Genomic DNA, 11844 nt, shown 5'->3' with positions numbered 1-11844 from the left:
GTAATTTGAATACCGGAACATCGACAGGTAATTTGAATACCGGAACATCGACAGGTAATTTGAATACCGGAACATCGACAGGTAATTTGAATACCGGAACATCGCCACAGATTTTCGGTACACCTGTAGATATCGCAACACCAACAATTAATGCCCCCGGCTCAGGCAATCCTACTGGGCAATCAGCAAACACTGTTAGGGATTTATTTTACAACCTCTCAGACAGTAAGGATGATATTTTGCTGTTCTCACTGCCCTCGACGGCTACTGGCAAACAAATCTTAGCCCTATCTGGCAGCGATAATATTACCGGCACCAGCGGCGCTGATACGGTTAACGGAATGCAAGGAGCCGATACAATTGACGGAGGTACGGGTAATGACAGTTTATCCGGCGGTAAAGAGTCAGATTCCCTGGAAGGTGGTGCTGGCAACGACGATATATTAGGCAACAATGACAACGATACTATTACCGGAGGAGAAGGCAATGATACTATCCGGGGCGGTAAAGAGAAAGATAGCCTGACTGGTGGTGGTGGCGATGACTTTCTCTATGGCGATCGCCATCAAGATTTTCTCACCGGTGGCGATGGAAACGATACATTTGTCTTAGCTGGGGGACAGATAGCAGCGCTCAGTTTAACAGATGCAGATGTGATTACAGACTTCAAGACTGGCGACAAAATTGGTCTAACCGACGGGAGTACATTTGGCGGCCTCTCCTTTGAAGATGTCAGTTTGACGCTGAATGGACAATCTGCTGTCAATTCTACAGCAATTAAAGCCGGCTCCAGTTATTTGGGTATCGTTCAAGGGGTGGCGAAAAGCACTTTGACGGCAAATGCTTTTGTGATTCTGTAGCATGGGCTTTGTCCACTCTATTTGAGTGAAATTAATCGCGATCGCCTTTGAGTTTGAGAGGAGGCGATCGCACTTGTATTCTTCCTGTGCGAGGGGCGATCGCACTCATCACCATGTGCCAGTTGCGTCCATGACCACGAATTTCTTCATGTGGTACCCGCCACGTGATTTATCTCGCGCAAATCAATCCAAAATCTAAAATCTAAAATCCTTGCGTCCCCCGAATTGATCTCGCGCAAGTCAATCCAAAATCTAAAATCTAAAATCTAAAATCGAATGACTGTCCTCATCTTCCCCATCCCCCCATCTTTTCCATCCCATCATCCTCTTCTGCTCCTCAGCACCTATACTTAAAATTGGGATCTTACAGTTAATTTTTTTAAACCGAATGTTCAGCATTGACATCATTGTGAAAAATACGCCCGTCTCGCTGTCGGTGCAGCGGAAGTTGGAGGAGGACGCTGAGACTGTTTACCAGCAGGTACTGGCGGCGATTCGCAACTCCCAACCGCAAATTTTGGAACTCACCTGCGAGAAAAATCCTGAGAAAAAGGTGGCTGTACTCAGCAGCGAGATTTCTGGGGTGGTGGTTTCTCAGAAATCGGGGGCGTCATCTACAGGCAGATCCCCTGGCTTTGTCTCGATGACAGCAGAATGAGGGCTGGGGGTGTTGGTGCCGATATGAGCCCGTCAGCCGTTGCTGTGCGGGATTTGGGTTTTTGCTGGCCGTCGGGCGATCGAGTGTTGCAAGGTTGCTCTCTGGATGTACCCAAGGGCGAGTTTTGGATGCTTTTGGGCACTAACGGCAGCGGCAAGTCTACGCTGTTGAGGCTGATGGCTGGGCTGCTGCACCCCCAGTCGGGGGAAATTGACCTGAGTGGGCGAGTGGGTTTTGTGTTCCAAAATCCGGATCACCAATTGGTGATGCCGACGGTGGGTGCGGATGTGGCTTTTGGTTTGGTGGAGGAAAAGCTTTCTAACGTTCAGGTGCGGGAGAGGGTGGCGGAGGCTTTGGAGGCTGTGAATTTGCTGGATTTGCAGCGGCGGCCGATTTATGCTTTGAGTGGGGGCCAGAAGCAGCGAATTGCTCTTGCTGGGGCGATCGCCCGTCACTGCGAAATTTTGCTGTTAGATGAACCGACGGCTTTGTTAGATCCTGATTCTCAGTTGGATTTGGTGGCGGCGGTGCAGCGGTTGGTGAAAAATCGCGGGATTACGGCTTTGTGGGTGACTCACCGTTTGGATGAGTTGAATTTCTGCGATGGGGCTTTTTTGTTGGAAAAGGGCCAAGTTGTCGATCGGGGAGATCCGGCGCGTTTGAAGCAGCGGTTGATGCAAAGCCAAGATGTTTAGCTGTTAAGCAATTTGAGTCATAGTCGCGGCCGGGGCGGGTTTATCTGAATTTCTCACTTGTGTTGTAGATTAGGGTGAACCCGCCCCTACGGTATTTGTGATAATTAACCCGATATAATCTAACTAAATTCACCGCAATCCTCGATCGCGCAACCAAGCATCTGCCCAAATTGTATCGGCTTCTGACAGCGGTGGTATGACTTCCCAGTTGCGATAATCTATCTTGAGGTCGTAACTTGCTATGTCGTAAGTTTGAGTGAATAATTCCTGCAAATTGATTATAGGTTCGGTATCGCCCGATCGCAGCGGCAAAGGAAAGGCAGGCATCGGGTTTTGCAGGTTAAAAGCGTACAAATCTGCTCTGGGACGGCGATTTCCCCGACACACCAAAACACTATAGTGGCTTTCAATGTCATGGCCAATAACTGGCATTTTTTGACCGCGCCGCAATAAATCTATTTCAATTAAATGAGTGCGACTGGATAAAATTTCTTCTCGCTTTTCTTCGTACATTTGTCGTCCTTTTCCTGTGCGCTTATTGCTAGGCGAGAGGATTTCAATCAGGGTGATTAGTTCTTGGTTTCCTCTTTCTCTAATTTCTAAATAGCCTTCCCGAACCTGGTAGGGCATGGGAATATTTACTGTCAAGGGTTGTGTTGGTGGCGCTGCAACGGCTACGTTTGATGTGATTAATTCGGTTGTAGTTCTTGGCTGAATTACGTTTACATTAGGAATGCCAATTGATAAATTGTCGTCAGCGGTTTCATACATTCTCACTTCTACAGACACTAAATACTTAGGACGCAGTTGGGGAGATAATAATCTGGCAATTTCAATAATTAGCCAGTGGTGTAGGGCAGGCCAGAGTTCGGGATGCTCTAAATACGGGTCCATACCGGGAAAGGGAGATGGCATTGATGTGACTCCTTGACTCAAGTCTATTTATAGTTTAGCAACATTTCAATTCAATATTTGTGGAACAGGCATCTTGCCTGTTTTTTGGGCGGGCAAGATGCCTGTTCCACAACATATTTTAATGTTTGTGGAACCGGCATCTTACCTGTTGTTCACACTTTTCAACGCTTAAACTTCGATCGACAATTGCATCGGAATTGGAACGCTGTTTTCATCTAAGACAGACAGCGCATTCACGAAAACAATTGTATGCGGGACTGCGGGCATTAAGCGGCGCAGTGCATTTAGGTAAGATTCGGCATCGGGGCGGCGGCTGAAACGGGCGACTGTTAACCGCTGACAGTTGGGGAGGTGGCGAATTATGCACCAAGGCACAAGTCGATCGCGATATGTCGATTGTTTTGGTATCATAGGAAAATCCTTCCCACTTTTGTGGGTGGTGAATGAAAGGCGATCGCTCTAGATTTCTCAGGTCGGAGGGCGATCGCTGTTAATTGTATATTCATTAAATTACGAGTAGTCGTAATTGTCAAGGGCGGAATGGGACGAATTAGACTGCGAGTTCGAGAACTTGCTCAAGAGAAGGGTTGGACTCTTAGGGAAGTCTCCAACAGAACGGGTATTCCATACACTACGATCGCCACCTATGCCAGTTCTCCAGGTATGGCAACTGTAGACTACACAGCTTTGGACAAGATGGCCCGTGCGTTCGATATTGCGATCGAAGATTTAGTTGAGATTTTGGAACAATAAACTGATTTATCAGCGGGAAGATGGGGCTAATACGGTTGCGAGTTCGATAACTAGCCCAGGAAAAGGGTTGGACGCTGAAAGAAGTCTCTGACAGAACGGGAATTCCCTACAGCACGGTTAAAAAATACGCCCAAGCTCCCAAAATGGCAACGGTGGACTACACGGCTTTGCAGAAACTTGCTGCTGTCTTCGATTTGATGATCGAAGATTTGGTTGAGGTTTTGGAAGGGTAAACTGATTTTTGATTTAGTTTTTGCACTTCTTGCAACAGTCCGTCGGGGGTTGAAACCCCCGCCTCAAAGCTCAAGTCGTCTAAAGACGACTGAAAAGGCGATCGAGATCCCCTTCAATCCTTTTTTTGAAATTTTTAGGATTTACGCACGGGTGGTCAGAAACCGGGTTTTTGCGGGAATACTTCGTTACAGCCCGCAGATTTTGCAAAAAACCCGGTTTCTCTGACGAAGCGCATAAGTCCCGATCGCACTCAATTCGATCGCCCATTCTAAAAATCGCAAAAATCTTCAATTCCGGCACGAATTGCCAAAAGTGCGATCGACCCTGCCAGTCTTGATGGTAAGCTGGTGGTTGACGCTAAAAATTGGGCGATCGCACTTATCAGAGCCTCAATTTCTTTTTCTAAGTTTTCCTGCAACTTCTGTTCGACTTCTAATTCAATTTGCGATCGAAGTTTTGCCTCAATTTCCCGTTCTAATGTTTGGCGTAATCGATCCTCCTGTGCTTTTTCCCGTTGTTGTTGTTTTTCGCGATCGATTTCAGCTCTTTTCTTAATTGCTTCCTCAGCGATGCGAATATTTTCTTCAATGGGTACACCTTCAGGAGTACACATCTGCCCGTACCATGTCGCTTGTGAATCTGGGGGATTACGGCGACCAAAAAATATCTGAATCGCTTCATCATCATGCCGATGCGATAGCACGTAAGCTTTTAATTCGGATCTGCTCATTTCATCAAAGTTCGGTTTCATCCAAAAACCTCCAAAGTCAATTACTAGATACGATTACTTGCAGATCATCACTTACGAAAATATACACTTCTGTGGTTTGAGCATTAAAACGGAATAGTTGAATATCTCGGTAGTAGCTAGAGAACATCTGGCAGACGCGCAGACAGGCTTGGGCTTGTTCGTCAGTGGGATTAATCTGAAGTTCCTCAATTGTGGCACAAACTTTTGAATATAATATAACTTACGCATAGGAACCCAGAAACCGGGTTTTTTCGAGAAGACTTCTTGACAGTGCAAAGACTCGGTAAAAACCCGGTTTCTTTGTCGGAGTGCGTAAATCCCGATCGCATTAAAAAGAGGTAGCTTGCGATTTTTAGTTGGTGGGGGCGGGTTTTTTAGATTGTCTATCTGTGTCATAAAGGGTTGGAAAAACCCGCCACCACAGGTCGATCGAGGATGTGCGATATGTCAGATTTTACGGTTAATTCCCCTACTTCATCTCATAACCAAACAAATTCGGATCGACTTCTCCCAAATTCAAATCAGCCAAACCATACTCAGCCCAACGCCTTTCTACCATCGCCGCCACATCCGGATCTGACTCCAAAACTTCCCCCCATTCGTGATCCGTTTCCGGCGGCATCTTCGTAGTAGCATCAATCCCCATTCTGCCTCCCAAACCAATCTTTTCACTGGCAAAATCTAACGTATCAAAAGGCGTATTCGGCAGAATAAATACATCCCGCACCGGATCGACTTTAGAACTAATTGCCCAAACTACTTGACGCGGGTCGCGAATGTTGATACTTTTATCGACAACAATCACAAACTTAGTGTAAGTAAACTGCGGTAAAGCACTCCAAAATGCTAAAGCAGCCCTGCGCGCTTGACCGGGATATGCTTTATCGATCGAGATAATTGCCGCCTTATAACTCAGCGCTTCCATCGGTAAGAAGAAATCGACAATTTCCGATACTTGCTGCCGCAAAATAGGGGTATAAATACGGTTAAGCGCGATCGCCATCATTGCTTCTTCTTTCGGCGGCCGCCCGCTAAATGTGGTCAGATAAATCGGGTCTTTGCGGTGCGTCATGCAGTGGAACCGCACCAACGGCGAATCTTCGACACCGCCGTAATAACCCATGTGATCGCCGAAGGGCCCGTCGGGCAGAACTTCCCCCGGCGTAATCGTTCCTTCTAACACAATTTCCGAGTCCGCCGGTACTTCCAAATCTACGGTTTTGCACTTCGCCAATTGCACGCCGGAACCGCCGTAAAGTCCGGCAAATAACCATTCCGATAAATCTACAGGAATTGGGGTTGCTGCGGCGAGAATGATTAAAGGATCGACTCCCAGGGCGATCGCAACTTCCAACTTTTTACCAGCCTGCGCCGCTTTCCGCAAGTGCCGCGCGCCGCCCCGCACCGATAACCAGTGTACAGTCATCGTGTTTTTTGACTGCAACTGCAACCTATAAACCCCCACATTCGGCGTGCCCGTTTCGCAATCTTTGGTAATTACCAAACCCAGGGTGATAATTTTGCCCGCATCTCCCGGATAAGGGCGAATCATCGGGATTTTGTTCAAATCCAGCCCTTCTCCCTCAATTACCACTTGCTGACAAGCTGGGAAAAAGTCGCGCCCCGGTTTGGCTTTCACTACGTCAAACAGGACTTTGCCGAATTCTATCGCTTGGGAAATCTTTTTCGGCGGTTTTGGCTGTTGCAGCATTCCCAGTTTTTTGCCGAGCTCTTCTAGTTCGATCGGCTTTTCCATGTTCATCGCCCAGCAAACGCGCTCTTCCGTACCTAACAGGTTGATTGCGACGGGGAATTCGGCCCCTTTGACGTTTTCAAACAGCAGTCCAGGGCCGCCTTTTTGCAGCATTTGGTTGGAAATTTCGGCAATTTCGAGGTCGGAATCGACTAAGGCGCTAATCCGGCGCAGTTGTCCCCGTTCTTCGAGTAGTTTTAGGAATCCCCGCAAGTCTCTAGCCATTTTTTTTAAGAATTGTTAACGTTCTTTTGTTATTATGAGCCGATCGACTGCCACAAGTTACTCCTGAACCGCTCAAAAGATACGTATTTAACGAACCGCGAAGACGCCAAGGGCGCGAAGGAAGAGGAAGAAGAAGATAGGTAATGCCTTGTTGGGTTGGGGAGTAGGCTGCATAATGGGTTACATGAAATGTCCAAGATGCGAATCTGACGAAGTTCGTAAAAACGGCCGTCCCAACGGGCACCAGCGGTATCTTTGCAAAGCTTGCCGCAAACATTTTTTTGACCCGCCCAGTCCGCCGTCTTTCAGTCGCAAATGCACGGAAACACGGTTAAGCGAAGTTATCCCGCAAGGAATCGAGTCTGCAACCACCACAGAGTCCGGCGGGATTGCGATTTTGCTGTTAGATGCCGAAAATCTGAAACTTAAGGTTAATACAGAACAATTCTTAGCCGATTTGTGCGACTATCCCCTGCAAGTTAAAATTGCTTTTGCTAACTGGAAAAATCCGAGTATCGGCAAGTTGGATGCTGAACTTTACGATCGCGGTTACGAACTGATTCACGTTCCGGGCGGTGCTAATAGTGCTGACGGTAAAATGATTGCTTTTGGCGCGGCTATTTTATATCGATATCGGGATGTAAAACAAGTTTTTGTCTGTTCTTCGGACGGTTTGTTAAATCATCTTTGCAATCAGTTGCAAAATCAGGGAGTGACTGTGTTTCGGGTGCGTCGGCAAAATTCAGTTTTATCTGTAGAAAACTGTCAGAATGGTGAGAGCAAGCACTATTCTTGCGAAAGGGAAGAGGAAATCCCTAGTTTTGCAGAATTGGCTAATCAAGTTGCAGAGTTGTTGAAGGCTGAACACAAATCTATTGATGAGCGGATCGCTCGTTTTTCTAGTGTGGCTGAGCTTTTTCAAGAGCGCCACACTATTGTTTTCCCTTCTACAACTTCCCCTGCTGCACTGTCGGAGTCAGCAGAAGACAAAATTTCTTCTGGGACTAAAGAGTGTATAACTCCTCTTGTCGTGGATCTAGATATTGAATCCCAAAAAGTTCCCGAAACCAAGTCAGTCAATTCAATTGGGATTCATTCGCTGGATGCTTTAGAAAAGATACTTGTAGCAATGATTGCGAAAGCGATAGTTGATTTAAAACAAAATGCTATTCCCGTCACAACAATCAAGAAACAATTTTATACTAAATATCAGTGTCATGCCGATTTAATTGTGAAAAATTTTTTGCCGGATTCTAGTCTAATTAATTTTTTTAAATCGCGTCCGTCTGTTTTCAAAATGGAATTGCTCGGTAACGAACATCAAGTGGCGATCGCTCCAAAAGCAGCAGCATCTTCAAAAACACAGTCCTCAGCCGCCCTGGAAGCATCTATAGCAAATATTGTATTGGCATTAACTGCTAAATCTCCAGGCAATTACATTGGCATTAACCAGGTAGCCACCGAATTTCACAAGCAATACGGTCAACCAATTACTAAAAAGCTGCAATCGCTGCATTTGGGTAGCAATTTTCACGATTTTTTGCAGTCATGCCAAAAATTCAAAGTTCAGAAAAAGGGTAAGGAGCATCAAGTGGCGATCGCCAAAGTTACGGATTAAATATATGACTCAAAAGTCATAAATTGTGAGGGTAAGGTGCCCTTGGACGTACCTTACAAGCTATAGCAGTCGCCAAGGTGCTTCGGTAACGCTTGCTCTTGGACTACGCTCATGTACTCCCTGGCGATCGTATTCAAGATTAAGGTCAAACAGACAACTTTTCGCCTCTCAGGTTTTAATCGGGCGGCCCACTTTTCTTGCAACCAGTCCGAGGCTTTAACCCTCTGTTATCGAATTGCTTACCTATTTTTAACCATTTTTGATTAGCTATTGTGATAAATTATCAGAGGACATCAGTTATTTTAAATAACCATCTACTAGCAATCCTTAGTTATTAGTTTTTAAAGCGGATTTTTTGAGTCAGTTTGGAGCGACTCAATTACTGAATAACAATTACTCCATCACTAACTAGCACGAAAAATTAATTATTTTCAAAGTCTCAATACACTCTCGATCGCCAACAATCAAAAGCCCAGGTTTAAATGAAAACTGCCCCTTCGCATCTGCCACCTGAGTCTAAGCTTTGGCAGCGCAATTTAACCTCAGCTATGTGGAAAGAATATGCTTTACACGCTCTATTGGGAATACTCGGATGTATTCCCGCATTCATCACCCTAGGGATTATTACAGTCCTGATTTATGAAACAGCAATTTTCTTCCAAGAAGTACCTTTGTGGAGATTTTTGACAGATACGCAGTGGACGCCGCTTTTTCCCAATAAAACCTTTGGTATTATGGTACTTGCCAGCGGCACATTGTTGACAACGGCGATCGCCATGACTGTTGCCGTGCCTGTTGGCTTCCTCACTGCCATCTACCTCAGCGAATACGCTCCCCATAGAGTGCGTTATCTGCTCAAACCCTTTATAGAAACTCTATCGGGCATCCCCACTGTAGTCTATGGCTATTTTGCTCTGTTATTTGTTACCCCGCTGCTGCAAAAACTTATCCCCAATCTAGCCGGGTTTAGCCCTTTAAGCGCAGGTTTAGTCACTGGCATAATGATTGCACCTATTGTATCTTCTATGAGTGAAGACGCTATTCAAAATGTCCCAAAACGATTACAGGAAGCAGCTTATGCTTTAGGTTTTACAAAACCAGAAATTATCACTAAAATAATTTTACCAGTCGCATTTCCAGGCATCATTGCCTCCTTTACATTAGCAGCTTCTCGCTGTTTGGGAGAAACCCTGATCGCCTCCATTGCAGCAGGACAAAATCCCCAATTTGCTCTGAATCCGCTAGAAGCAGTATCGACAATGACTGCTTTTATAATTCAAGTAAGTTTGGGCGATATACCTATAAATTCTCTAGAATTTCACACTATTTTCACAGTAGGGACGGTCATATTTTTGATGACCTCGATCCTCAACACACTGAGTCACTTGCTTGTCCGGCGTCACCGCGATTTAATGTTAGAAGTCCCAATTGGCAGCCCGGAGGTAAATCAAGAACATTTAGCTATTAATTCTCGGTCAGATATCGCTCAATACTCCCCTCAAAAAATACCGAAATTTACTCACATTTTTCAGCCTGATTTCACCAAACGTCACTTCCTAGATCGAATTTTCATAATTCTCACAGTTATTCCACCTTTGGTTTTAATAACCGTTCTAGGGCTTTTATTATTTGATGTGTCTCAAGATGGTCTCTCGCGCCTTAACTGGCAATTTATCACGTCATTTGCTTCCAGAAACCCCGAAGAAGCAGGAATTTACGTAGCCTTAGCGGGAACTTTTTGGTTGCTGGGATTAACTGCAATTTTCGCTACTCCCATTGGAGTAGGAGCAGCCATTTATCTCGAAGAATATGTCCCCAATAATCTATTTAGCCAATTCCTTGAAATTAATATTGCAAATTTAGCAGCAATGCCCTCTATTATTTATGGCTTGCTAGGGCTGGGAATATTTGTTCACGGATTAGGATTTTTAACTGGCAAGTACAGTTTACTTTCTGCGTCCCTCACCCTATCCGTAATCGCTTTACCCACCATAATTATAGCGACTCGTTCAGCACTGCGCGCCGTTTCCCATAGCTTGCGGGAAGGAGGCACCGCTACAGGAATGACTCGGTGGCAGGTTTTGTGGCATCTAGTCCTGCCATCTGCAATGCCCGGTATTTTAACGGGAATTTTTTTATCCCTTTCCCGTGCAATTGGTGAAACAGCCCCGCTAATTGCGGTAGGTGCATCTGCTTTTATTACCTTTACGCCCGCTTTATCTCTGGAGGGGTTGCACAGTCCTTTTACCGCTCTACCCGTTCAAATATTTAACTGGGTTTCTCGAAGTCAAGCCGATTTCCAACAAAATGCTGCTGCTGCAATTATCTTGCTAATTGGCATTCTATTTGTGATGAATATTTCGGCTATAATATTGCGAGATTGCTATAGCAAAAAACAAGCTTAAAGCATCACAAAGCAATTAGCAAACCTCACCCAAGTAGCAATAAAATTCTGCACCTGTAAACCTAACAATCAAAGGTTAGGATTGTAACAGATAAATTATTGGTTTTTTCTTGCACTCCTATCCGCAATTCCCAATCGCCAATACCCAGTTTATTTCTACCTATGCAAACAGATTTTGAATTGCCAACACCCCTAGAAGCTATTTTGCGCGTCCAGCAACTATCGGTATCCTACAATGACACTTTAGCCATACAAGGAATCAATATGGAAATTTACAAAAATCAAGTTACAGGATTTATCGGCCCTTCTAGCTGCGGAAAAACGACCCTGCTGCGCTGTTTTAATCGTATCAACGACTTAGTTAAAGGCGCTAAAATAACCGGAAAAATTACTTTTTACGATAGAGACATCACAGAGTTCAATCTCATAGAGATTCGCCGCCGCATCGGTATGGTATTTCAAAAACCTAACCCATTCCCCAAATCTATTTACGAGAACATTGCTTTGGGACTTCGCGTCAACGGCTATCGGGGAAATATTGACGAGCTTGTCGAAGATGCTCTCCGTCAAGCAGCGCTGTGGGACGAAGTAAAAGATCTGCTTAATAAAAATGCTATGACTTTATCAGGCGGCCAGCAGCAGCGACTTTGCATTGCTAGAGCCTTAGCACTGCAACCAGAGGTAATTTTGATGGATGAACCTTGTTCAGCGCTTGATCCAATTTCAACTTTACGCATAGAAGAATTAATTAACAGGCTGAAGAAGCATTACACAATTGTTATAGTCACGCACAATTTACAGCAGGCTTCAAGAGTGGCTGACCTTGTTGCTTTTTTTAATATCAAGATTCAAGAAGGAAGGCGAGTCGGCGAGCTTGTAGAGTATGCTTCAGCTCCTTCTATTTTCCTGAATCCTCAACATAAAGCGACTTGTGATTATGTGAGCACTTACAGCCGCATAGAGAGTGTAATTAGTTAA

The 11844-nt window shown here is 45.2% G+C and carries 12 protein-coding genes and 1 pseudogene; 8 read left to right on the top strand and 5 right to left on the bottom strand.

What is annotated here, in order from left to right; all coding sequences use genetic code 11:
- The 3 genes from QT984_RS16355 to QT984_RS16345 all read left to right on the top strand — a co-directional run.
- Positions 1–860, top strand: an 860-nt coding sequence (locus QT984_RS16355) for a calcium-binding protein (protein ID WP_333212295.1), incomplete at its 5' end; no start/stop codon positions are given.
- 388 nt (positions 861–1248) lie between these two features.
- Positions 1249–1518: a hypothetical protein gene (locus QT984_RS16350; protein WP_190663726.1), complete on the top strand. Its 270-nt coding sequence runs from the start codon at positions 1249–1251 to the stop codon at positions 1516–1518.
- Positions 1515–2213 (top strand): energy-coupling factor ABC transporter ATP-binding protein, encoded by a 699-nt coding sequence (locus tag QT984_RS16345; protein ID WP_445251574.1) that lies wholly within the window; start codon positions 1515–1517, stop codon positions 2211–2213. Before QT984_RS16350 ends, QT984_RS16345 begins: the two co-directional genes overlap by 4 nt.
- A 129-nt stretch (positions 2214–2342) precedes the next feature.
- On the opposite strand, the gene QT984_RS16340 is transcribed toward QT984_RS16345, so the two are convergent.
- A complete protein-coding gene (locus QT984_RS16340) occupies positions 2343–3128 on the bottom strand; it encodes a DUF4058 family protein (protein WP_333374436.1) in 786 nt (261 codons plus the stop codon).
- A gap of 168 nt (positions 3129–3296) precedes the next feature.
- Complete coding sequence (locus tag QT984_RS16335; protein WP_333055211.1) at positions 3297–3539, bottom strand: hypothetical protein; 243 nt, start codon at positions 3537–3539, stop codon at positions 3297–3299.
- 129 nt (positions 3540–3668) lie between these two features.
- Between QT984_RS16335 and QT984_RS16330 the strand changes: the two genes are divergently transcribed.
- Positions 3669–3881 (top strand): helix-turn-helix domain-containing protein, encoded by a 213-nt coding sequence (locus tag QT984_RS16330; RefSeq protein ID WP_172192515.1) that lies wholly within the window; start codon positions 3669–3671, stop codon positions 3879–3881.
- Between the two features lie 20 nt (positions 3882–3901).
- Positions 3902–4114 (top strand): annotated as a pseudogene (locus tag QT984_RS16325) (helix-turn-helix domain-containing protein).
- A 269-nt stretch (positions 4115–4383) separates the two neighbouring features.
- On the opposite strand, the gene QT984_RS16320 reads toward QT984_RS16325, so the two are convergent.
- The 3 genes from QT984_RS16320 to QT984_RS16315 form a co-directional block, all read right to left on the bottom strand.
- Positions 4384–4866: a DUF6887 family protein gene (locus tag QT984_RS16320; RefSeq protein ID WP_333055213.1), complete on the bottom strand. Its 483-nt coding sequence runs from the start codon at positions 4864–4866 to the stop codon at positions 4384–4386.
- A 16-nt stretch (positions 4867–4882) separates the two neighbouring features.
- Positions 4883–5041 carry a DUF6888 family protein gene (locus QT984_RS29820; RefSeq protein WP_445251910.1) on the bottom strand — a complete coding sequence of 53 codons (159 nt, stop codon included), beginning with the start codon at positions 5039–5041 and terminating at the stop codon, positions 4883–4885.
- Positions 5042–5335: 294 nt separating this feature from the next.
- Positions 5336–6844, bottom strand: a complete 1509-nt coding sequence (locus QT984_RS16315) for a UbiD family decarboxylase (RefSeq protein ID WP_333055214.1) — start codon at positions 6842–6844, stop codon at positions 5336–5338.
- Positions 6845–7028: 184 nt separating this feature from the next.
- Here QT984_RS16315 and QT984_RS16310 point away from each other — a divergent pair, with 184 nt between their 5' ends.
- The 3 genes from QT984_RS16310 (at position 7029) to pstB (ending at position 11844) form a co-directional block, all read left to right on the top strand.
- On the top strand, positions 7029–8462 hold the full coding sequence (locus QT984_RS16310; RefSeq protein WP_333212307.1) for an IS1/IS1595 family N-terminal zinc-binding domain-containing protein: 1434 nt from the start codon (positions 7029–7031) through the stop codon (positions 8460–8462).
- Between the two features lie 482 nt (positions 8463–8944).
- Positions 8945–10867 carry a phosphate ABC transporter permease PstA gene (pstA, locus tag QT984_RS16305; RefSeq protein WP_333374434.1) on the top strand — a complete coding sequence of 641 codons (1923 nt, stop codon included), beginning with the start codon at positions 8945–8947 and terminating at the stop codon, positions 10865–10867.
- Positions 10868–11028: 161 nt separating this feature from the next.
- A complete protein-coding gene (pstB, locus tag QT984_RS16300; RefSeq protein WP_333374432.1) occupies positions 11029–11844 on the top strand; it encodes a phosphate ABC transporter ATP-binding protein PstB in 816 nt (271 codons plus the stop codon).

It is taken from the genome of Microcoleus sp. Z1_B2 (genome assembly GCF_036700325.1).
In the GTDB taxonomy this organism is placed as follows: domain Bacteria; phylum Cyanobacteriota; class Cyanobacteriia; order Cyanobacteriales; family Microcoleaceae; genus Microcoleus.
The sequence above is the reverse complement of the archived record's forward strand: the minus strand, read 5'-3'. Positions and strand labels throughout refer to the sequence as shown.

Excerpts from the sequence above, each read along its gene's own strand:
- QT984_RS16350 (WP_190663726.1), top strand. The coding sequence starts at position 1,249 with ATGTTCAGCATTGACATCATTGTGAAAAATACGCCCGTCTCGCTGTCG.
- QT984_RS16345 (WP_445251574.1), top strand. The coding sequence starts at position 1,515 with ATGAGGGCTGGGGGTGTTGGTGCCGATATGAGCCCGTCAGCCGTTGCT.
- QT984_RS16340 (WP_333374436.1), bottom strand. The coding sequence starts at position 3,128 with ATGCCATCTCCCTTTCCCGGTATGGACCCGTATTTAGAGCATCCCGAA.
- QT984_RS16335 (WP_333055211.1), bottom strand. The coding sequence starts at position 3,539 with ATGATACCAAAACAATCGACATATCGCGATCGACTTGTGCCTTGGTGC.
- QT984_RS16330 (WP_172192515.1), top strand. The coding sequence starts at position 3,669 with ATGGGACGAATTAGACTGCGAGTTCGAGAACTTGCTCAAGAGAAGGGT.
- QT984_RS16320 (WP_333055213.1), bottom strand. The coding sequence starts at position 4,866 with ATGAAACCGAACTTTGATGAAATGAGCAGATCCGAATTAAAAGCTTAC.
- QT984_RS16315 (WP_333055214.1), bottom strand. The coding sequence starts at position 6,844 with ATGGCTAGAGACTTGCGGGGATTCCTAAAACTACTCGAAGAACGGGGA.
- QT984_RS16310 (WP_333212307.1), top strand. The coding sequence starts at position 7,029 with ATGAAATGTCCAAGATGCGAATCTGACGAAGTTCGTAAAAACGGCCGT.
- pstA (WP_333374434.1), top strand. The coding sequence starts at position 8,945 with ATGAAAACTGCCCCTTCGCATCTGCCACCTGAGTCTAAGCTTTGGCAG.
- pstB (WP_333374432.1), top strand. The coding sequence starts at position 11,029 with ATGCAAACAGATTTTGAATTGCCAACACCCCTAGAAGCTATTTTGCGC.